Below are 20,419 nucleotides of genomic sequence, written 5' to 3'. Positions count from 1 at the left end.
ACGGCTGCGGTTCGAGCGGCCGGAGTGAACCTTCGCAATCCATCTATGGAGGCAACAATGAAGTTGAAGTCCCGCGCTCTCACCGCCGTGGTGGGACTTGCGGCCGCAGGCCTCGTGGTCTCGGGCTGCAGCACAGCGAGCAACGACGCCGGTAATGGCGACGACGCCCCTGCCGAGACGATCACCATCCGCGTCTCGAGCGTCAACCCCGCCGACAGCATCTACGGCAAGACCATCGACGAGGTCGCCGCAAGCGTCAACGAGAAGAGCGATGGAGCGCTGAAGCTCGAGGTCTTCCACGCGGGTCAGATCGGCACCACGTCCGACACCGCTCAGCAGGCGGCTTCGGGTGAAGACATCATCACCTTCATCGACGCCGGCACCGCCTCCTCGCTGGGCAACCCCGACATGGCGATCCTCGGCGGACCGTTCCTGTTCGAGAACAACGACCAGGCCCTGAAGTTCGCCCAGTCGGACGTCTTCAAGGAGATGACCGAGACGCTCGCGGAAGAGGGCAACCTCCGCGTGCTCGCGCTCAACTGGCTTGACGGCCCCCGCCACATGTGGGGAAAGAACGCGTACCCCGAGCCGACCGACCTCGAGGGCGTGAAGGTTCGCACCCCACCGATCGAGACCTGGGACCGCACCTTCAAGCCGCTGGGCGCTGTGACCACGACCATCGAGAACACCGAGGCCTACAGCGCGCTCGAGCAGGGCGTCGTGGAGGCCGCGGAAGGCCCGGTCAACGGCACCGTTGCCCAGAAGTGGCACGAGGTCGCTCCGCAGCTGACCCTCACCGCGCACTTCCGCACCTTCCTGGGCTACGCCATCGGCGAGGCGACCTGGAAGAAGCTCACTCCTGAGCTCCAGGAGCTGCTGATCGACGAGTTCACCGCCGGAGGCGAGGTTGCGACCGAGCGCTTCGCAGAAGCGGAGAAGGAGACGCTCGACCGCATCACCTCCGAAGAAGGGGTGACCGTGCACGAGGCGAACCTCGCCGCCTACCAGAAGGCCACTGCCGGCTTCTACGACTCGTACGGCGACCTGCTCGACCGAGTCCGCGAGGCGGGCAAGTAGCATACTACTCAGCGGGCAGTGCGGCGTGGCGCCTCGGCGCCCGGGCACTGCCCGCTTTGTAGTCTTTTCGCAATTCACTCTCGGTACGCGTGCCCGTGACGGGCACCGCGCTGGTGTCGCGAAGAAGGCCAGAAACAGCCTCCGAGCCGAACTCCAGCGCGCCCACCAGCGACCGCCGACCACGAACCAGGGATGCAGCATGAACGAGCACAAGAACTACATCGACGGCGAATGGATCGGCGACGACTTCAAGCCGAACGTGAACCCGTCCGACCTGGGTGACACGATCGGCCTCTACGCGCGCGCCGCCGAGAGCGATGTCGACCGCGCGATCGCCGCCGCGGCCGAGGCACAGCCGAAGTGGGCGGCGATGACCGTCGGCGAGCGGTCGGCGATACTCGAGGGCATCGCCACGCGCATCCTCGCTCGCGCCGACGAGCTGGGCGAACTGCTCTCACGCGAAGAGGGCAAGACCAAGCCCGAGGGCATCGCCGAGGCCACACGCGCCGGCCACACGTTCCGCTACTACTCGCAGCAGATCCTGCAGGCCACCGGCGAGCGCTTCGCGAGCACCTGGCCCGGCATGACCATCGACGTCGAGCGCAAGCCGGTCGGGGTCATCGGCATCATCACCCCATGGAACTTCCCCATTGCGATCCCCGCATGGAAGATCGCGCCGGCACTTGCTTACGGCAACACGGTCGTGTTCAAGCCGGCCGACCTCGTGCCGGCATCCGCCTGGGCCCTTGTCTCGATCGCGCACGAGGCAGGCCTTCCTCGCGGTGTGCTGAACCTCACGATGGGAAGCGGGCGCATGATCGGGGCGCGCATCGTCGAGTCGCCACTGGTCAACGCCGTGACGTTCACCGGCTCGACCCAGACCGGTATGCACATCGCCGCCGAGTCGCTGAAGCACGGCGCCAAGCGCTTCCAGCTCGAGATGGGCGGCAAGAACCCGCTCATCGTGCTCAACGACGCCGACCTCGACGTCGCCGTGGGTGCGGCGATCAACGGCAGCTTCTACAGCACGGGCCAGCGCTGCACGGCGTCGAGCCGCCTGGTCGTCGAGAGCGGCATCCACGACGAGTTCGTCGAGCGGATGCGTGCCGCCACCGAGGCGCTGACGGTCGGCCACGCGCTCGAAGACGGCATCCAGATCGGGCCGGTCGCGAGCGAATCGCAGTTGCAGCAGGACCTCGACTACCTGCGGATCGGACAGGAGGAAGGCGCCGAGCTGCTCGTGGGCGGCGAGCGCGTCACCCGCTCGACCGAGGGGTACTTCCTCACTCCTGCGCTGTTCGTCGGCACGCGGAACGACATGCGCATCAACCGCGAGGAGATCTTCGGACCCATCACCTCGGTGATCAAGGTCGACGACTACGAGGAGGCCCTCGCGGTCGCCAACGACACCGACTACGGCCTCTCCTCGGGCATCATCACGACTTCGCTGGCGAAGGCGGCCGACTTCCGTCGGCGCGCGCAGTCGGGCATCGTGGCGATCAACCGGCCCACCGCGGCCACTGAGCACCACGTGCCCTTCGGCGGCACGAAGGCCTCGAGCTTCGGGCCGCGTGAGCAGGGTCCGCACGCCCGCGACTTCTTCACGATCGTCACGACCGCGTACACCGCGGCCGGCTACTGAGCCCTGAGCACTCCGCTACGCGCTCGTCATGCTGACAGTAATCCTCGGCCTGACGAGCGCGTTCTGCGGAGGCGCGGCTGACTTCCTCGGCGGAATCGCCTCCAAGCGCATCAACTCGATGGTCGTCACGCTGCTCGCAGCGCTCGGCGGCCTCGCCGTACTGCTGGTCGCTTCGCTCTTCGTCGCGGGCACGTTCTCGACTGACGCGGTGCTGTGGGGCGCCGTCTCCGGAGCCTGCGCGGCCGTCGGGCTCGCACTGCTGTACGGATGCCTCGCCATCGGCCCGATGAGCGTGCTGTCGCCCATCGCAGCGGTGATCGGCGCCGCCGTGCCCATGTTCGGCGGCATGCTTGCCGGAGAACGACTTGGTCCGGTCGGCTATGTGGCGCTGTTCGTCGCGCTCGTCGCCATTGCGCTGGTCGCATTCACGCCAGAGAAGGATGCCGCGCGTGCCAGTCTGCGAGGGCTGCTGATGGCGATCGGGGCCGGCGTGTCGCTCGGCGCGTTCCTGATCGCCCTCGACTTCGCCCCGGCGGATTCAGGCCTCATCCCGCTGGTCGCGAATCGCATCGGCAACGCGCTCACAATGACGGCACTGATCGTTGCGATCGTGCTCGTGCCGCGGTGGACGAGAAGCCGGCGGCAGCAGGCGCTCGTCGCTACCGGGAGTCTTCCACTGCTGGGCGCTGCTGAAGGTCCGGGCAGGGGCGCCGCGTTCTTTCGGGGCCCCATCGCTCTCGGTCTGGCCACGGGCGTCATCGATGGTGCCGGTAACATCGCGCTGCTCGCCGGCATCCGGATGGGCGACCTCACGGTGATGTCGGTGCTGACCGGCCTGTACCCCGCGGGAACGATCATCTTGGCCGCGGTGCTGCTGAGGGAGCGCATCGTGCGCGTGCAGATGATCGGACTCGTGCTGGCGCTGGCGGCAGCGGTGATGTTCGCGATCGGCTGAGCTCCGACGACCGTCCCTTGACGAGCGTGGGCGAGGGTGACTGAACGAAGAATCTCCCCGATGCTCCGAAGCACCGGGGAGATTCTCCAGGTGACGGCAGACGTGCGTCACTCAGCGCGTTCGAGCGCCCTCGATCGAGCGCTCGTGATGTCAGGCGCCCCTGATCGAGCGCTCGTGATGTCAGGCGCCCTTGATCGCGATGCCTTCGATCTCGACGAGCATGCCATCCGGGAGCGCCACCCCGACGGTCGATCGCGCCGGCGGCGCGTCCGGGAAGAACTCGGCGTACACCTTGTTGAAGCCGTCGAAGTCGGCGAGGTCGTTGAGGAAGCACAGGGTCTTCACGACCTGATCGCGCGAGGAGCCGGCCTCCTCGAGCACGGCCGTCAGGTTCGTGAGGGCCTGCCGAGTCTGCGCCTCGATGCCCGAGGCGAGCTCCCGCGTTGCCGGGTCGATGCCGACCTGGCCGGCGAAGTAGACCGTGTCACCGGCGATGACGGCGGCAGAGTACTGGGGCTCAGCGCGGGGGCTTTGGCGGGCGCGACGATAGTGCGTTCCATGAGTGGTTCCTTTCGAGATCGCGCTGACGGCGTGACGCGGTCTTCTCCCCGTCGTCGCTGACGCCAGCGCGGGCGCGCCTGTCGCGCACCCGATCGTGGGAACCCTACTGGACCGGCCGAGCGAACTCGGCCGCCCGCTCGCTCGCCCCGCTGCTTGCTGGCGGTGCCTGCCACGGGTCGAGCACGACCTTGATGAATCCGTCCTGCTTCTTCTGGAACTTCTCGTACGCCATCGGAGCATCGTCGAGCGACAGCCGATGGCTCGCGAGATCGAGCACCCCGAGCGGGTCTCCCGGGTCGGCCACGACCGGGTGGATGTCGGAGATCCACCGGTGCACGTTCGCCTGACCGGCGCGAATCGTGAGCTGCTTATCGAAGATCTGCAGCATCGGCATGGGGTCGGCCATCCCGCCGTACACGCCGGAGATCGAGATCGTGCCGCCCCTTCGAACGATCCCGATGGCGTCATGCAGGGCTCGCAGCCGGTCGACGCCGGCCTTCAGCAGCATCGGCTCCGCCACGGCATCCGGCAGCCACGAGGTCACCTTGTGCACGGCCCCGACGATCGGGTTGCCGTGCGCCTCCATGCCGACGGCGTCGATGACCGCGTCGGGGCCGCGCCCATCGATGCGGTCGCGCACCACGTCGGCAAGGTCTGCGACATCCGCCCGGTTCAGCGTCTCGATGCCGTGGCGCTCGGCGAGGGCCAAGCGCTCTGGCACAAGATCGATCGCGAGCACCGTCCGCGCCCCGCGGTACTTCGCGATGCGCGCGGACATCTGACCGATTGGACCGAGGCCCAGCACGACCACAGTGGATCCTGCCTCGACGCCGGCGTAGTCGACGGCCTGCCAGGCGGTCGGCAAGACGTCGGACATGAAGAGATAGCGCTCGTCGGGGCGGCCGTCATCGGGCACAACGATCGCCCCGGCATCCGCCAATGGGACCCGCAGGTACTGCGCCTGGCCACCGGCGAGCTGGCCATACAGCTTGCTGTAGCCGAACAGCGTCGCGCCGGTGTCGTGCGCGTGCACCTGGGTCGTCTCGCATTGCGACTGCAGACCACGACGGCACATCCAGCACTCGCCGCAGGCGACGACGAACGGAATCACCACCCGATCGCCGCGTTTGAGCTTCCTCACCCCACTGCCGACCTCCTCGACGATCCCCATGGCCTCGTGCCCGACGATGTCGCCGCGCTCCATGAACGTGCCGAGCACCGAGTACAGGTGGAGGTCCGAGCCGCAGATCGCGGTCGACGTCACGCGGATGATCGCGTCGGTCGGCGCACGCAGCGACGGATCGGGAACGGTCTCGACCGACATCTTCTCGTTCCCCTGCCAGGTGACCGCGCGCATCGGCGCTCCTTCCGGTGGCTGGTTCCGCCTGTCCCCACGATGACCCTCCGGGCCCTTCGAGCCCACCCGGCCGCGGATGCAGTTGGCCGCCGTGCGCCCTATGACCGAGCCGCTTCGCCCGGCGAATGTGCCGCGGTGCGGAGGTCTGGTTGGTCAGATGAGCAGCGACTGATATCGTTCTCAACCAAGCACGGCGTCGTTCCGGCACCGGGCGACACAGCAAGCACAGCAGGCAGTGACGCGTCCCGCGGGTGACCCGACGCGTTTCGAGCAAAGGAGCTCAACATGAACCGACGATTCAGCAAGCGCTTGTGGACCCTCGCCGCCGTGGCGGCGGCCGGCACGCTGGCCCTGAGCGGCTGCGCGAACAACGGCGGCACGGGCACCGACGGCCAGAACGGCGACGGCGACAACGCCGACAAGAACTACCGCATCGCCTTCATCCCGGGCATCTCCTCCGACCCGTTCTTCGTCGCGATGGAGCTCGCCGCGCAGGAAGAGGCGAAGAAGCTCGGCATCGAGTTGATCTACCAGGGCAGTGCGAGCGACTATTCGCCGCAGACTCAACTGCCGTTCGTCGACGGTGTGCTCGCCCAGGACATCGACGCGCTGATCATGGCCCCCACCGATGGCGATGCCCTGTTGACCAGCGTCACGAAGGCCGTCGCGCAGGGTGTCCCCGTCATCACGGTCGACACCACCGTGACCGACCAGAGCGAGCTCACGGCACACGTCACGGGCGACAACGAGGACGGCGGGCGCAAGGCGGCACAGACCATGGCCGAGCTGATCGGCGGCTCGGGCAAGGTGTTCGTCATCTCCGGTTCGCCCACGATCACGACCGACAGCCAGCGCGTCGAGGGCTTCACCAAGGAGATCGAGGAGAACTTCCCCGACGTCGAGCTCGTGGGCGTCGACTACGCGTACAGCCAGCCGTCTGAGGCGACCACGAAGGTCAATGCCGCGCTGCTCAACAACCCCGACATCAAGGGCATCTTCGCTGCAGAGGGCAACAGCGGCGTGGGCGCCGTGGCCGCCCTGCGCAACAGCAACCTGATCGGCGAGGTCGCGCTGATCGGGTACGACGCGTACTCGAACCAGGTCGAGGAGCTCGAGCAGGGGATCTACAGCGCGCTCATCGCTCAAGACCCGGCTGAGGAGGCCCGCATCGCCCTGCGCGCCGCGGTCGCCGCCATCGAGGGTCGCGAGAGCGACATCGAGAAGCTCGTCGTCATCCCGAACGTCGTCATGACCGCCGACAACCTCGGCGAGACCCGCAAGTACACCTACGCCGAGAAGTAGCCCTGGCGCTGCACCACTGGCACCACTGAAGTCGCACCACCGAGGAGCCCCATGACCGACCTCAAAGAGTCACGGATGCCGCTGCAGACGAGTCCCATCCAGACCTCGCGCGGCGAGCGCTGGAAGGAGATCGCCACCAGGCAGGAGACGCTGCTGCTCGCAGTGTTCGCCGTCATGGTGCTGATCTTCTCGCTCATCAACCCGAGATATTTCTCGACAGCGGCGTTCGGGAACATCCTTCAGGACTTCGGTCCGGTGATGCTCATGGCGATCGGGCAGACCTTCGTCATCATCACCGGCGGCATCGACCTCTCGGTCGGTGCCGTGCTGGGGCTCTCCGGTGTGTCGGCCGCGTTGGCGATCCGGGCGACCACCGAGAGCGGCATGGATCCGATGCTGAGCATCACCGTCGGCGTCGCAACCGCCCTCGCCGTCGGCGTGCTCGTCGGCATCATCAACGGGCTGCTCATCACCCGGGTGAAACTGGCGCCGTTCATCGCAACGCTGGCGACCATGGGCGCGTGCATGGGCACGACGCTCGTGGTCACCGGCGGGGTGCAGATCGCCGGCGCACCGCGCGAGGTCGTGCTCATCGGCAACACGCGGTTCTTCGACATCATCACCATTCCGCTCATCGTGGTGTTCGTCGCGCTCATCATCGCCTGGCTCGCACTGTCACGCACGCGATTCGGACGGTGGACCTACGCGATCGGTTCGAACGGTTTCGCAGCGCGGGTTGCGGGCATCAACGTGAACAAGCACCTCATGAAGGTGTACGCGCTCACGGGCCTGCTCGCCGCGATCGCCGGACTGTTCGTGTACTTCAGGCTCGGCTCCGGCTCGCCGGCATCGGGTCGTGGTGGTGAGCTGCAGTCGATCGCGGCAGCCGTGATCGGCGGCATCAGCCTCATGGGCGGTGTCGGACGAGTGACCGGCGTCATGCTCGGCGCCCTCATCACCGCCAGCGTGCTAAGCGGCCTGATCCTCATCGGGGTCGAGCCCAACGCTCAGCAGATCGTGGTGGGCGCGCTCATCGCGTTCGCGGTCGCCGTGCAGTCCATCGGCCGCAACCGCAACTGACCGCGTTCGAAGTCGCGACTCGCACCAGCAGCACAGACGAAGCAAGGAAGCACATGAACACGCAGCCGGTCTACCAAGCACGCGGCATCACGAAGAAGTACGGGAACGTGGTCGCCCTCGACAACGTCGACTTCCAGGTCTCCGCGGGCGAGGTCGTGGGCCTCGTCGGCGACAACGGTGCCGGAAAGTCGACGCTCGTGAAGGTGCTCTCAGGAGCCCATAAGCCGGATGCCGGCGAGCTGCTCCTCGACGGCGAGCGCGTCGAGTGGGACTCGCCCCACGATGCCCTCGAGGGAGGCATTGAGACGCTGTACCAGGACTCGAGCCTGGCCCCCGACCTCACGGTGAGCGCGAATCTCTACCTCGGCCGCGAGCTGCTCGCGCCCGGCTTCTGGGGCAAGCTCGGATTCCTCGCCAACAAGCGCATGGACGAGGCCGCGCGCCTCGAGCTCGAGAAGGTCGGCATCGCGGTGCCCTCGTCATCGCGATCGGTGGCGAAGCTGTCGGGCGGTCAGCGCCAGGCGGTGGGCATCGGCCGCGCGGTGGCGTGGGCGAACAAGGTCATCATCCTCGACGAGCCGACGAACCACCTCGGTGCCCGTCAGTCGGCTGAAGTGCTCGAGGTGATCAAGCAGGCGCGCGAGAAAGGCCTGGCGGTCATCTTCATCTCGCACACGCTCCCGCACGTGCTCGAAGTCACCGACCGCATCGTGGTCATGCGGCTCGGCCGCATCGCCGCGGACGCACCGACCAGCACGTTCACGCCCGACAGCCTCGTGAAGTCGATCACCGGACTCGACCAGCTCGCCGGCTGATCGGCACGCGCGGCATCCGCGTCCCCTGCAGTATTCCCGCGCCGGCGCCGCGGGCCGCGGGCCGCGGGCCGCTGACAGTACCCAGTGGCGCGAACCGCCAGCGGCGCAGAGCCTTGGCCCCGCCGGGGACACCTTCCAGCAGAGCCCGGCGCGCCGGAGAGCGCGTGTGGAGAGACTTCCCAGCGCGCGAGAGACTTGCCAGCGCGCGAGAGACTCCCCAGCGCGGGAGAGACTTGCCAGCGCGGGAGCGACTTGCCCACTCCGGCGGGTGTTGCAGCTCTGGCCGGGCGTGAACAACCGGGGCCGAGATCGCCCTGTGTGCCCAGCGTCAGCCTCGAGAGCGCGGGCGAACGGCAAAGAGGCGCGGCCGCGACTCCTTCGAAAGGAACGCGCCGCGCCTCGTTGGGCGAGAGCCCTACGTCAGGCGCACCAGCGCAGTGCGACGCGGGCCATCATCTTCGCCGCCATTGGAATCATGTCGAGATTCACGGCTTCGTCGGCCGCGTGAGCGACCAGCAGGTCGCCGGGTCCGCACACGATGGCCGGGATGCCCTGAGCCTCGTAGAACGAGGCATCCGATTGCGCGCCGGCCGGCACTGGCGCCGCCAGCGCCTCAACGCCAAGCGCAGCGACCGTCTCGTTGCGTGCCTCCAGCGCGACCCGCGCGAACTCCGACTGCGGGTCGGTGTATGCGGGCGGCCAGGTATCGATCCATTCGAACTCGAGCGGATGCTGTCGCAGCCACGGATCGAGCGCGGCGGCCCCGTTGAGGTGGGCCTCGACCTCGGCGCGGATCTGCTCCGACGTCTCGCCCGGCGGGAACGACAGCAGGTAGTCGAACCGTGCCCGGTCGGGGAAGTAGGGCGCGGCTGCGACTCCGATATCAGCGTGCAGCACACCGGGGTGGATGATGAACGATCCCGGCGCGAACTGCGGATGCTTCTTCGTGAACGCCCACTGCTCTTCGAGTTGCCGCATGGCGTTGTAGATGTACACCGCCTTGTCGATCGCATTGACGCCGACTTCGTCTCCCCCGCCGCCCGCACGGATCGCGAGGTTCCGCGATGCCCAGTGGGTCGACTTGCCACGCACGGTGACCGAGAACAGGTAGTTGCCGGGCGCGGTGTTCGAGAGGTTGAACAGCGCCGACGGTGACGATGTCGGCTCCGGGATGAGGGCGGCATCCGTGCGGTATCCCGCGTTCAGCACCGCGGTCGTGCCGGCTTCGTGGCTCATCGTCTCTTCGCCGACGACCGAGTGCACGTGCACATCACCGGCCAGGGTCGCCCCGGCGCGTTCGATCGCCTGCAGGGCAAGCCACATCGCCGCGTGCCCGGCCTTCATGTCGGTCGCGCCGAGGCCGAACAGGGTGCGTCCGATCCGCTCCGCCTTGAACGGGTCCGCGAAGCGGCCCTGCTGTGGAGCAACCGTGTCGATGTGGCCGTTCAGCGCGAGCGAGCGCCCGCCTCCCCCGCCGCGGCGGATCGCGACGAGGTTCGCGCGGCCCGCCTCCTGCTCGACCCAGTGCGTCTCCATCCCTGTGCGGCCGAGCCACTCGGCCAGCAGCTCGTTGGCGCGGGTCTCTCCTCCCGCGTACTGGTCGCCGTTGACACCAGGCTGCTTGGGGTTGACGCTCGGCACGGCAACCAGTTCGGTCAGCAGCTGCTCGGCGTCGGCGGCGTGCTCGTCGATGAGGGCATCGACGGCCAGCTCCAGCCGCGACGGCGCAGTGGAAGCCGGCGACGGCGCAGTGGAAGACGGCGCAGTAGAACCGGCCCGGATGCCAGGGGCGCCGTCGCGCGCGCCCCCGGCATCCGCTGCCCGAACCTCACTCGGCATAGGTGTACTTGCGGGTCTCGGCGAGATTCTGACGGTTCATCACGACGTTCTCGATCACGACCGACTTCTCGATCTGGTCTTCGCCCTCGCCGGTGATCTTCGCGTACGCGTACTGCAGCGCGAGCCGTGCCTCTTGCGCCGGGTCCTGTGCGATCAAGGCCGACACCGAGCCCTCTTCCAGTTCAGCGACCTGACTCGAGTACGCGTCGTAGCAGATGAGCGAGACCTCGCCCACCTTGTTCGAGTTGTTGAGGGCGGCGATCGCGCCCGTGCACGATGTGCCATCGACGGCGAATACGCCAGCGAGGTCGGGGTGCTCGAGCAGCGTGGTGTTGAGGATGGTGGTCGCCTCGGACGGCTGGCTGTACGCGAACTGCACCGGCAGAAGCTCGATGCCGCTGTACTCCGCCTTCATCGTCTCTTCGAAGCCTGCGACACGCTGCGTGCCCGTGGTGTTCGTCGGCGAGGCAGAGATGACGAGCACTGTGCCCTTGCCGCCGATCTGCTCGTTCATCTCGGCGGCCGCCCGCTCGCCGCCGTCCTTGTTGTCCCCTGTGATGTGCGAGACAAGCGTGCTCTGATCACTGACCGTCGTGTCAACCGTGATCACCGGGATGCCCATCGACTCGGCCTTGGTCACGCTCGGCTGCAGCGCGTCAGCATCCGTTGGCACCAGCACGAGCGCATCGATGTCCTGGGCGAGCGCAGCGTCGACGAAGGGCAGCTGAGTCTGCGGCGAGTACTGGTCGGAGGCGCCCTGCCAGATCAGCGTGATGCCGAGCTTCTCAGCCTCGTCCTTGGCCGCGATCTCCATCGCACGGAAGAACGGGTCCGAGGCGATGCCAGGGATGAACGCGACGGTGATGTCGCCTCCCCCGTCACCGTCTGCAGCGTCATTGGCGCCCGAGGCGCAACCGGTGAGCGCGAGCGCCGTGGCACCGAGCGCCGCAATGAACATCTTCGTTGATCGCACTTGCATCCTTATCGTCGTCGACGGATGGAACGCCGCACGGATCGGCCGCGCCGTCCGTGTCTGCCCGACACTCCACCTTTATTGTCCGACAACTTGAGATCGATATCAATTGTCGCGACGCTCTGGCGGGAATACGCTGCAGCCATGGCAGACCGCCTCTCCGCGGGTCAGCAGCGAGACGTCGACCCGGATGCCGGAAGCGCCTCGCGCGGGCGCGCCATCGAGGTGCACGGCCTCACGAAGCACTACGGCCCGCACGAGGCGGTGCGCGGCATCCGCTTCTCTGTCGAGCGCGGCACCGTCTACGGGCTCATCGGCCCGAACGGTGCAGGGAAGACCACCACGCTCCGAATGCTCGTCGACATCATCCGGCCGAGTTCGGGAACGATGCGCGTGCTGGGTGTCGATCCGCGTCGAGGCGGGCCTGCCCTCCGTCGGCGCATCGGCTACCTTCCCGGCGACCTCCGGCTCTCGACCCGCATGCGCGGCCGCGCTCTGCTCGATCACTTCGCGCGCATCAGCGGCCCGGTCGCTCCCGGTGCGATCGATGCGCTGGCCGAGCGGTTCGACCTCGACCTCGACCGCCCGGTTCGCGCACTCTCGAAGGGGAACCGCCAGAAGCTCGGTATCGTCCAGGCGTTCATGCATGAACCCGAACTGATTGTGCTCGACGAGCCGACCGGAGGCCTCGACCCGTTGATGCAGCGCGAGTTCATCGACCTCGTGCGGGAGGCGCGCGACCGCGGACAGACGTTGCTGCTCAGCTCCCACGTGCTCAGTGAGATCCAGCAGGCCGCTGACCGGGTGGCGGTGCTCAGCGCCGGCAGAATCGTCGCGGAGGGCGATGTCGAATCGCTCCGGCTCGCCAGCATCCGCAGACTGCGGGCGACGATCGCCGGCACCACTGCGGATGCTGTCGGAGCGACGCTCGGATCGATCTCCGAACTGCGCGACCTCACCTTGACGCCAGGCGGCGAAGCGCGTGACCCTGTGCGGGTCGCAGCGACGATCGATGGACCCGTCGACCCGGTGATCAAGGCGCTCGCGCGGCATCTGGTGGTCGACCTGACGGTGGAGGAGCCCGACCTGGAGGAGAGCGTGCTGAGCCTGTACGGCGACGAGGGCCGGCAGGGTCAGGAGACTTCTCTCGGCACCGGTTCTCGTTTCATTCGCCGGCAGAGGCACGACGGCGACGGCCATGCGAGGCCGAGGCGGTCGGGCGACACCGAAGGGGACCCCCAGTGACGGCCCTTCCTGTCTTCCGCCGGTCGCTCGCTGACAGCTGGCGCCCGCTGATCGCATGGGCCATCGCAATCGTCGCGGTGCTCGCGCTGTACCTGCCGCTCTACCCCGACATCGGTGGCAACGGGCAGCTGGCGCAGATCATCGAGGGGCTGCCGCAGGGCCTGGTCAACGCCCTCGGTTATGCCTCGATCGGCACGGGCGCGGGCTATGCGCAGGCGACCTTCTACGGGCTCATGGGGTTCCTCTTGCTGAGCATCGCGTCGATCTCCTGGGGCGGCGCGGCGATCGCCGGAGCGGAGGAGTCGGGGCGGCTCGAACTCGACCTGGCGCACGGGGTCGGCAGGACCCAGTACGCACTGGAATCGGCGCTCACGCTGGTGGTGAAGCTCGCAGCGCTCGTCACGGTCGCGGGCGTGATGGTCTGGGCCCTCAACGGGTCCGCAGAGCTAGGGCTCGATGCGGAGGGGGTGCTCGCGGCATCCGTCTCGCTCATGGGGCTGACGCTCATCGGCGCCACGGCGGCGCTGGCGGTCGGGGCGCTGACCGGCAGGCGTGCGTTCGCGACCGCGGCCGGTGCTGCCATCGCGGTCTACGGGTATGCGCTGAACGCCATCGCCAACCAGTCCGAGCGGCTCGATTGGCTGCGGAACGCTTCGCCGTACTCATGGGCGTTCGAGAGCGCTCCCCTCGCAGAGGGGTTCGCCTGGCCTCGCCTTGCACTCCTCTGGGGCATCAGCGCGGCTCTCGTCGCCGTCACGGCGGTCGCGCTCCGACGGCGCGATGTGCTCGGCTGATGTGCTCGGCTGATGCGCTCGGCTGATGCGCGCCCCATCGCCCCGGGAGAGCCGAAGCGTCTGCCCTCCGGCTTCGCTCAGCCCTTGACCTTCTCGCCGTCGGGACCGACCAGCCACCAGACCCCGGCGTTGCCCTGGCCAGCGGTGTCGCCGGGCTGCGTGTCGCGCACGTAGTAGTAGAGCGGCATGCCGTTGAGCGTGACCTGCGTCACGTCGGCGTTCGACTCGATCGTGCCGAGTTCTCCGCTCACACCATTCAGCTCAGGAGGGGTGTCGCCTTCCGGCACGGGGATCCATTCGACGAGGCACTTGTCGTCGCAGTTGCTGTCGCTGCTGCCCGCCTCGTCGAGGTCGGTCATGTAGACCACCATGCCGTTGTTGTCGACGACGACCTCGCCATGCGACGAGTCGGTCGTCTTCAACTCGGTGATGGGCTCGCGGTCGACCGACTCGTAGTTTCGGTTCGTGTCCTGCGGTGAGGGCGTTCCGGTGGGCGCGGTCATGTCATTGCCCGGCTCGCCGATGCCCCCGCATCCGGTCAGGGCGAGTATCGACGCGATTACGACCGCACCGGCGGCGACTCTGAGCTTCATGGCAGACCTCCTCCTCGCACGACGCGACACCGAGCGACTCCAGTCCACGATGGCCCGCTGCGGAAGCATCAGCCACACAAGCGCAGGGATCTCCCAGTCAGTGCGCGGATGCCGGAGCCGCGTGGCTTGCGCCCAGCGCGCCAACCCCGCGCCATACCCGCGACCACACCCGCGGCCGCACCCGCGCGAGGGTTCCGTGCAGGCGCGAGGGATTCAACCCGGGCACATGCAGCAAACCCTCGCAGGAACGGATGCCGGGCGGCTCGGGTTCGCACGCTCCCGGTGGCTGGCCGGCTCGCGCCACGCGCACAAGCAGGCGCACGCTCGCGCTCACGCTCACGCACACGCACACGCACACGCACACGCACACGCACACGCACACGCGAGGGTTTCGTGCAGTCGCGAGGGATTCAACCCGCGCACATGCAGCAAACCCTCGCAGGACCGGACGCCGGCTGGTGCGACCGCTCGCCTGGTGCGCCGAGCCCGCGCTGGCGCACACGCTCGCGCCGGCACACGTTCGCGCCGAGTCCGCAGACGCGCAAGCACACACGCCCACGTGCACCCGCGTCCCCGGCCGCTCGCACACCCACGCCCGCGCCCGCGCCCGCGCCCGCGCCCGCGCGAGGGTTTCGTGCAGTCGCGAGGGATTCAACCCGCGCAGGTGCAGCGAACCCTCGCGGGAACAGCTGCAGAACGGCTCGGGTTCGCACGCGCCCGGTGGCTGGCCGGCTCGCGCCACGCGCACACGCTCCCGCCCAGTCCGCAGACGCACAAGCACCCAGGCCCACACACGCCCGCGCGAGGGTTTGGTGCAGGCGCGAGGGATGCGACCCGCGCAGGTGCAGCAAAGCCTCGCAGAAGCGGATGCCGCGGGATGCCGGGGCCCGAAGTCGCCGAGCCCCGGCATCCGCACGCGTCAGCCGCGGGTGATCGAGGCGACCCAGGTTGCCAGACGCGAGGCGACCGAGGTCACCAGACGCGAGGCGACCGAGGTCACCAGACGCGAAGTGACCGACGCCACAGGCGCGACGTGATCGAGGTGCCCGTGACCGAGGTCACCAGACGCGCTTGTCGCCGTCGTGGCGGTAGTCGGGCCAGGGCAGGTCGATCGGCGGCTCGAACGACGGGTCGAGCAGCGCGGGCATGGGCTCCTCGGCCACGCGGCGGTCGAACTCCTCCTTCGCCGCCGAGACCAGCTCAGGCTTCGTCAGCAGGTCGATAAAGGTGCCCGCGATCGTCTTTCCCGTCACATCGATGGTCGGGTCGATCGTCTCAGGGATGCCGCCGAGTGCATTCATGACCCACGCGGGGTAGGCGCCCCGGCCCGGTGCCGGCTTGAGCGCCGGGCGCGACACGTAGAAGCGCACGGTCGGCGCGTAGTGCGTCATCTCCACGTAGTCGTCGCTCGTCCAGTTGCGCTGCCACGCGGGCATCTCCTCGCGCAGCAACCGCTCGGCTTCCTGCGGGGTGATGAGCTGCTCCGTCTCGGTGAGGAACGGCTTCTCCATCGGCTCGATGCCGAGGTTCCGCTGGATCTCCTGCGCGATGCTGATCGCCTCATCGCCGTACTGCGGCGCCCCGACCCGCTCGAGGTTCGAGAACAGCACCTCGGCCATGACGTGGTTGGTGCGGCCCGGACGGCTGCGCGCGATCCAGGTCTCCTCGATGCGGGCGTGCGCCATCGCCGCCGCGTGCTCGGCATTGCGGTCGAGCACCGCGAGCACATGCTCCGCCATCTCGATGTTCGGCGTACGCCACGAGTACTGGATGCGCGCGGTGCGCGCGGGCAGGTTGTCAGCCGTCGCCTGGCCGTCGGTCAAGATGGCGTCCGAGAGGCTCCATCCGCCGACGCTCGGCAGCATGGCGTCGTGCATCACGCGGGATGCGGTGTACATCTGCATGAGCGCCACGTTCGCGCCCGGGGCGCGCGCCGCCGAGTGCGAGGCCGGGATCGGCGAGTTGGGGTTCGCCGAGAGCTGCCACGTCTCGGGCTCGTCGCAGATGAAGGTGTACACCTTGCTGTAGTACGCGCCGCACTGGGTGTCCCAGCGCGCGGTGTTGCACAGCGGCAGCATGTAGAAGGGGTGGAAGCTGACGATGGCGTCGACGTTGTCGTAGTAGCCGCGCAGCCCGTGCACGACCTTCGAGCCGTGCATCTTCTCGGCCGGCTCGCCCGTGTACTTCAGCGTGCCGGTGATGCCGTGCTGCTCCATGGCGTGCTTCGTCGCAAGCAGACCGGCGAGCGTCGAGATGCCGAGCACCGAGTGCGGGTCGGTGTGCCCCGGCGCGTGCTCGCTCACACCCTCGATGGGCTTGCGCTCGGTCGAAGCCTCCTGGCTGTTGGCCGGCACCGCGTCGTACTCGGCGTAGGTGAGCAGCGTCGGACCGTCACCGTTCGACCACTCGGCGGCGAAGGCGGTGGGCATGCCCGCCGACCCCGCCTCGACCTCGAACCCCTCGGCGCGCAGCCGCTCGACGTACCACTCCGCCGACTGATATTCGCGCCACGCGGGCTCAGCCAGCCGCCAGATGTGCGTGTGCCACTCCGAGAGCCTCGGCAGGTTCTCCTCGACCCAGCGCTCAGCGGTCGCCTTCGCCTCGGTGTTCAGGATTTCGGTCATTGGTGCTTCCTCGAATGAGTTGATCGGGTCGGATGCCGGGAGCGCCGCGGTCGAGCAGCGCTCCCCGGCGGTCACTCGGCGTGGATGGTCACTCGGCGTAGATGCCGAGCGGGATGTGCACGAGCGTGAGACCCGGGCGCGCGATCGCCTCGCGCACCGTCTCAGCCGTGCGCGATCGGTCGGTGACTCGCAGTCCGGTGCCGCCGAACGCCTCGGCGAGCGCCGCCCAGTCGGGCTGGGCGAGATCGACGCCGATGGGGCTGATGCCGCGATCGAGCTCGTTCTGCTTGATCTCGGCGTACCCGCCGTTGTTGACGCACACGACGGTGAGATTGAGTCCCTGCTCGATCGCGGTCGCGAACTCCTGCACCGCGAACATGAGCGCGCCATCGCCGACGACGCACACCACGTCTCGCGACTCCGGCGCGCCGACCCGTGCGCCGATGGCGGCTGGCAGGCCGTAGCCGAGTGTCGCGTAGGCGGCGGTGTAGAGGAAGGAGTGCGGGCGCTGCTGCAGCATGGCACTGGCCATGCCCATGTAGGTGATCTGCGACGAGTCGCCGGCGACGATGGCGTCGGGATCGATCGCCGAGGCGATGTCGACCGCGGCCGCCATGGCGAGCGGTGCGTACGAGCGGGCCTCGACCTCGCTCGCGGCGCGCACCGACTCGATGTCGGCCCACGTCGGCTTCGCCTCGCGGGTTGAAGATGCAGCGGGGTCGGATGCCGCGGCATCCGTTCCTCGCAACGCCTCGAGCAGCGCCGGCACGACGGCCTCCGCGTGACCCTGAAGGCCCACGTCGACCCGCAGGTTCTTGTCGAGCTGCGTCTCGAGCACGTCGACACGGATGACCTTGCCGGCCGGGTCGATCACGCCGCCCCAGAGCTCTGCCTCGCCGAGCTTCGAGCCGACGACGAGCAGCACGTCGGAGGCGTTGATCACGTCTCGCACCGCAGCCAGGCGAAGCTCGGCACGCAGTGAGAGCGGGTGATGCTCCGACACAGCCGCCTTGCCGTTGAGCGTGGTGGCGACCGGCGCGCCGAGCAGTTCCGCAAGCGCTGTGAGCTCGCGACTGACGCTCGTCGCTCCGCCACCGGCGATGATCGCGGGTCGTTCCGCTCCGGCGAGCAAGCGCGCGGCGGCCGCAAGACGGTCAGCGTCCGCTTCGCGGTGCCCCGGATGCGGGCGCGCTGCGAGCAGCGACTCATCGATCGAGGCCTCGCTCTCGAGCACGTTGAGCGGGATCTCGATGTGCACGGGACGGGGGCGCCCGGTGCGGAACAGCTCGAACGCGTCGTGCACGCTCTGCACGGCTTCCTCGGCCGAGGTGACCCGGCGGCTCCACTCGACGATCGAGCCGACCGCGCCTGTGGCGTCCTTCGTCTCGTGCAGGGCACCGATGTCGGCGAACTCCTCCCCCTCGGGCACGCCGGGTGAGAGCAGGATGAACGGCCGCGACTCGCAGTACGCGGTGCCGGCGGCCGACAGCGCGTTGAGCAGGCCCGGACCCGAGGTCGTGATGACCACACCGGGCAACCCGCGCTGCTGCGCCCACCCGTCAGCCCCGTAACCCGCTCCCTGCTCATGACGCGAGGTCACGGCATGGATGCCGAGTCGCCGCAGGTGGCGGTAGAACTCGAGGTTGTGGGTGCCGGGGATGCCGAACACCGTGTCGACACCGTAGTTGCGCAGCGCCGTGAGCACGGCCAGACCGGCATTCTTCGTCGAGACGCCTGCCGCCTCTGCGGCCTCGCGCTCTGCGGCGCTCACGTCGGCGACACTCTGAGAGAGGTCGGTCATGCTGTCACCGACTCGAGGGTCGACGCCGTCGCGTCAGCGCCGACGGCGTGGCGGCGCACACCGTCGACCCACGTCTCGCGCACCTCGATCTGCGCGATGCTCTCGGCTTCCACCTCGAAGAGGTCGGCGCCGAGCACCGCGAAGTCGGCGCGCTTGCCGATCTCGAGGCTGCCCAGGTCGTCTTCACGGCCGATCGTGCGCGCGGCGTCGATCGTGTGGGCGCGGAGTGCGACGCGACGGTCGATCGCGAGGTCGTCCGGTCCGAGCTTGTGGCCGCGACGCGTGATGCGGGTGACGGCCGCCTGGATCGCCTCGAGCGGGCGAGGGTCGGCGACGGGCGCGTCCGAGCTGATGGTCACGGGAACGCCGGCGCGCACGAACTCGCCGAGCGGGTTGAAGCGCTCACCAGGCGTGCCGATCGCCTGCTCGACGCCCTCGCCCCAGTTGTAGTAGTGCTGCGGCTGGTTCACCGGGCGGATGCCGGCGGCCGCCATGCGCTCGATCTGCTCGGGCGTCGGCAGGCCGCAGTGCTCGATGCGGTGGCGCGCGTCGGCTCGCGGCGTCTCGGCCTGCGCCGACTCGATCGCGTCGATCACCATCTCGAGGGCGGTGGGCGACTGCGCGTGGGTCGCGGTCTGCAGTCCTGCGGCGTGCGCCTTGGCGATGAGGCCCTTGTAGTTGGCCGGGTCGTGGTAGAGCTGACCGGTACGGCAGGGGTCACCGACATAGCCGTCGGGGAAGTAGGCGGTCCAGCCACCGAGCGTGCCATCGGCGTAGAACTTGATGCCGGCGAAGCTCAAGGTGTTGTTGCCGAACTGGCCGTTCATGCCGAGCTCGGTCACCTCATCGAGCAGGTGCGACAGCGCGTACATCGCGATCCGCACCGAGAGGCCGCCCTGCTCGGCGGCGCGCAGGTAGGTGTCGAACTCGCGCTTGGTGACCTGGCAGTCGCCGACGGCGGTCACGCCGCCCTGCAAGAAGTTCTCCTGTGCCGCGAGCAACTGGCGCACGTGCTCCTCGGGGGCGTCTGCGAGGTGGAAGTTCGGGCCGTGGTGGCCGATCTTCACGCCGGAGACGCCGGTGAGGATGTTGCACGCGGCATCCGACAACTCGCCCGTGAGCTCGCCCTCGGCGTCGCGGAAGAACTCGCCGCCCTGAGGGTTCGGGGTGTCGCGCGTCACGCCGTGGAGCTCGAAGGTGTAGCTGTTCACAACGCCGCCGTGTCCGGAGGCGTTCATGAGGTACACCTCGCGGTCGGTGGCGACCTCGTCGAGCTCGAAGCGAGTGGGGTGACGGCGCTCGGCCAGGTTGCGCTGCTCGTAGCCGTAGCCGCGCACGGGCAGTCCGGCGGGCGTGCGCTCGGCGGCCGCCTTCAGAAGGGCGACGATCTCAGGAATGCTGGCGGCCTTCTCGGGTCCGCAGTCGACCCAGCTCATCATCTGACCGAGCATGAGCGGGTGGGCGTGCGCGTCGATGAAGCCCGGCACGACGACTGCGTCGCCGAGATCGTGCTCCACCGGCGTGGCCGATGAGAACTCGCTCGCGCGGGCGCGGCACTCATCGACGGTGCCGGTCGCGGCGATGCGTCCGTCGATGATGAGCATGGCGGTGACGGCGGTGTCGGCATCGTCGAGCACGTGGATGCGGGCGGCGGTGACGATCTGGGGGACGAGCGCGTCGAGCGGACGCTCGAACGTGGCGAGTTTGCGCATGGTGCTCCTCGGAAAGCTATGAAAAGGCGGTGGTACGGGCTCGGCGAGC

17 protein-coding genes are annotated in these 20,419 nt (G+C 68.5%); 9 read left to right on the top strand and 8 right to left on the bottom strand.

What is annotated here, in order from left to right; all coding sequences use genetic code 11:
• Nucleotides 1–57: 57 nt before the first annotated feature.
• The 3 genes from dctP (at nucleotide 58) to ABV606_RS06400 (ending at nucleotide 3,674) form a co-directional block, all read left to right on the top strand.
• A complete protein-coding gene (gene dctP, locus ABV606_RS06410) occupies nucleotides 58–1,077 on the top strand; it encodes a TRAP transporter substrate-binding protein DctP (RefSeq protein WP_281488976.1) in 1,020 nt (339 codons plus the stop codon).
• 199 nt (nucleotides 1,078–1,276) lie between these two features.
• Nucleotides 1,277–2,719 carry an aldehyde dehydrogenase family protein gene (locus ABV606_RS06405; protein ID WP_281488975.1) on the top strand — a complete coding sequence of 481 codons (1,443 nt, stop codon included), beginning with the start codon at nucleotides 1,277–1,279 and terminating at the stop codon, nucleotides 2,717–2,719.
• A gap of 28 nt (nucleotides 2,720–2,747) precedes the next feature.
• Nucleotides 2,748–3,674, top strand: a complete 927-nt coding sequence (locus ABV606_RS06400) for an EamA family transporter (RefSeq protein WP_353987110.1) — start codon at nucleotides 2,748–2,750, stop codon at nucleotides 3,672–3,674.
• 180 nt (nucleotides 3,675–3,854) lie between these two features.
• Here ABV606_RS06400 and ABV606_RS06395 read toward each other — a convergent pair whose 3' ends face one another.
• Both ABV606_RS06395 and ABV606_RS06390 read right to left on the bottom strand, forming a co-directional pair.
• Nucleotides 3,855–4,253: a RidA family protein gene (locus ABV606_RS06395; protein WP_353988790.1), complete on the bottom strand. Its 399-nt coding sequence runs from the start codon at nucleotides 4,251–4,253 to the stop codon at nucleotides 3,855–3,857.
• An 85-nt stretch (nucleotides 4,254–4,338) separates the two neighbouring features.
• Entirely contained in the window at nucleotides 4,339–5,592 is a 1,254-nt protein-coding gene (locus ABV606_RS06390; protein ID WP_281488972.1) for a zinc-dependent alcohol dehydrogenase, read from the bottom strand.
• A 285-nt stretch (nucleotides 5,593–5,877) separates the two neighbouring features.
• Between ABV606_RS06390 and ABV606_RS06385 the strand changes: the two genes are divergently transcribed.
• From ABV606_RS06385 to ABV606_RS06375, 3 genes are read left to right on the top strand one after another with little or no spacing between them, the layout of a single operon-like run.
• A complete protein-coding gene (locus ABV606_RS06385; RefSeq protein ID WP_353987109.1) occupies nucleotides 5,878–6,894 on the top strand; it encodes an ABC transporter substrate-binding protein in 1,017 nt (338 codons plus the stop codon).
• A gap of 51 nt (nucleotides 6,895–6,945) precedes the next feature.
• Entirely contained in the window at nucleotides 6,946–7,974 is a 1,029-nt protein-coding gene (locus ABV606_RS06380; RefSeq protein WP_281488970.1) for an ABC transporter permease, read from the top strand.
• A gap of 53 nt (nucleotides 7,975–8,027) precedes the next feature.
• Nucleotides 8,028–8,789, top strand: a complete 762-nt coding sequence (locus tag ABV606_RS06375) for an ATP-binding cassette domain-containing protein (RefSeq protein ID WP_281488969.1) — start codon at nucleotides 8,028–8,030, stop codon at nucleotides 8,787–8,789.
• A gap of 420 nt (nucleotides 8,790–9,209) precedes the next feature.
• On the opposite strand, the gene ABV606_RS06370 is transcribed toward ABV606_RS06375, so the two are convergent.
• Entirely contained in the window at nucleotides 9,210–10,628 is a 1,419-nt protein-coding gene (locus ABV606_RS06370) for a M20 family metallopeptidase (RefSeq protein ID WP_353987108.1), read from the bottom strand.
• Entirely contained in the window at nucleotides 10,618–11,601 is a 984-nt protein-coding gene (locus ABV606_RS06365) for an ABC transporter substrate-binding protein (protein WP_353987107.1), read from the bottom strand. The genes ABV606_RS06370 and ABV606_RS06365 overlap by 11 nt, the downstream gene beginning before the upstream one ends.
• A gap of 144 nt (nucleotides 11,602–11,745) precedes the next feature.
• On the opposite strand from ABV606_RS06365, the gene ABV606_RS06360 reads away from it, so the two are divergent.
• Nucleotides 11,746–12,846, top strand: a complete 1,101-nt coding sequence (locus tag ABV606_RS06360; protein WP_353987106.1) for an ABC transporter ATP-binding protein — start codon at nucleotides 11,746–11,748, stop codon at nucleotides 12,844–12,846.
• Entirely contained in the window at nucleotides 12,843–13,640 is a 798-nt protein-coding gene (locus ABV606_RS06355) for an ABC transporter permease subunit (RefSeq protein ID WP_353987105.1), read from the top strand. Before ABV606_RS06360 ends, ABV606_RS06355 begins: the two co-directional genes overlap by 4 nt.
• 77 nt (nucleotides 13,641–13,717) lie before the next feature.
• On the opposite strand, the gene ABV606_RS06350 is transcribed toward ABV606_RS06355, so the two are convergent.
• Nucleotides 13,718–14,233: a COG4315 family predicted lipoprotein gene (locus ABV606_RS06350; RefSeq protein WP_353987104.1), complete on the bottom strand. Its 516-nt coding sequence runs from the start codon at nucleotides 14,231–14,233 to the stop codon at nucleotides 13,718–13,720.
• A gap of 827 nt (nucleotides 14,234–15,060) precedes the next feature.
• Between ABV606_RS06350 and ABV606_RS06345 the strand changes: the two genes are divergently transcribed.
• The gene (locus ABV606_RS06345; RefSeq protein WP_353987103.1) at nucleotides 15,061–15,270 is read left to right on the top strand and encodes a hypothetical protein; all 210 of its coding nucleotides are present in this window, start codon (nucleotides 15,061–15,063) and stop codon (nucleotides 15,268–15,270) included.
• 21 nt (nucleotides 15,271–15,291) lie between these two features.
• Here the strand turns inward: ABV606_RS06345 and ABV606_RS06340 are convergent, their stop codons facing one another.
• The 3 genes from ABV606_RS06340 to ABV606_RS06330 all read right to left on the bottom strand — a co-directional run bounded on the left by ABV606_RS06340 (nucleotide 15,292) and on the right by ABV606_RS06330 (nucleotide 20,370).
• The gene (locus tag ABV606_RS06340) at nucleotides 15,292–16,857 is read right to left on the bottom strand and encodes an amidohydrolase (RefSeq protein WP_353987102.1); all 1,566 of its coding nucleotides are present in this window, start codon (nucleotides 16,855–16,857) and stop codon (nucleotides 15,292–15,294) included.
• Between the two features lie 88 nt (nucleotides 16,858–16,945).
• Complete coding sequence (locus ABV606_RS06335) at nucleotides 16,946–18,658, bottom strand: thiamine pyrophosphate-binding protein (RefSeq protein ID WP_353987101.1); 1,713 nt, start codon at nucleotides 18,656–18,658, stop codon at nucleotides 16,946–16,948.
• Nucleotides 18,655–20,370, bottom strand: a complete 1,716-nt coding sequence (locus ABV606_RS06330) for an amidohydrolase (protein WP_353987100.1) — start codon at nucleotides 20,368–20,370, stop codon at nucleotides 18,655–18,657. The genes ABV606_RS06335 and ABV606_RS06330 overlap by 4 nt, the downstream gene beginning before the upstream one ends.
• Nucleotides 20,371–20,419 lie beyond the last annotated feature (49 nt).

Source organism: Ruicaihuangia caeni (genome assembly GCF_040536845.1).
GTDB classification, from domain to species: Bacteria; Actinomycetota; Actinomycetes; order Actinomycetales; family Microbacteriaceae; genus Ruicaihuangia; species Ruicaihuangia caeni.
This window is presented reverse-complemented; position numbering and strand designations above follow the sequence as displayed.

What these genes read in the sequence shown, in the direction of transcription:
- dctP (WP_281488976.1), top strand. Translation starts at nt 58, where the DNA reads ATGAAGTTGAAGTCCCGCGCTCTCACCGCCGTGGTGGGACTTGCGGCC.
- ABV606_RS06405 (WP_281488975.1), top strand. Translation starts at nt 1,277, where the DNA reads ATGAACGAGCACAAGAACTACATCGACGGCGAATGGATCGGCGACGAC.
- ABV606_RS06400 (WP_353987110.1), top strand. Translation starts at nt 2,748, where the DNA reads ATGCTGACAGTAATCCTCGGCCTGACGAGCGCGTTCTGCGGAGGCGCG.
- ABV606_RS06390 (WP_281488972.1), bottom strand. Translation starts at nt 5,592, where the DNA reads ATGCGCGCGGTCACCTGGCAGGGGAACGAGAAGATGTCGGTCGAGACC.
- ABV606_RS06385 (WP_353987109.1), top strand. Translation starts at nt 5,878, where the DNA reads ATGAACCGACGATTCAGCAAGCGCTTGTGGACCCTCGCCGCCGTGGCG.
- ABV606_RS06380 (WP_281488970.1), top strand. Translation starts at nt 6,946, where the DNA reads ATGACCGACCTCAAAGAGTCACGGATGCCGCTGCAGACGAGTCCCATC.
- ABV606_RS06375 (WP_281488969.1), top strand. Translation starts at nt 8,028, where the DNA reads ATGAACACGCAGCCGGTCTACCAAGCACGCGGCATCACGAAGAAGTAC.
- ABV606_RS06370 (WP_353987108.1), bottom strand. Translation starts at nt 10,628, where the DNA reads ATGCCGAGTGAGGTTCGGGCAGCGGATGCCGGGGGCGCGCGCGACGGC.
- ABV606_RS06360 (WP_353987106.1), top strand. Translation starts at nt 11,746, where the DNA reads ATGGCAGACCGCCTCTCCGCGGGTCAGCAGCGAGACGTCGACCCGGAT.
- ABV606_RS06350 (WP_353987104.1), bottom strand. Translation starts at nt 14,233, where the DNA reads ATGAAGCTCAGAGTCGCCGCCGGTGCGGTCGTAATCGCGTCGATACTC.
- ABV606_RS06345 (WP_353987103.1), top strand. Translation starts at nt 15,061, where the DNA reads ATGCGACCCGCGCAGGTGCAGCAAAGCCTCGCAGAAGCGGATGCCGCG.
- ABV606_RS06340 (WP_353987102.1), bottom strand. Translation starts at nt 16,857, where the DNA reads ATGACCGAAATCCTGAACACCGAGGCGAAGGCGACCGCTGAGCGCTGG.
- ABV606_RS06335 (WP_353987101.1), bottom strand. Translation starts at nt 18,658, where the DNA reads ATGACCGACCTCTCTCAGAGTGTCGCCGACGTGAGCGCCGCAGAGCGC.
- ABV606_RS06330 (WP_353987100.1), bottom strand. Translation starts at nt 20,370, where the DNA reads ATGCGCAAACTCGCCACGTTCGAGCGTCCGCTCGACGCGCTCGTCCCC.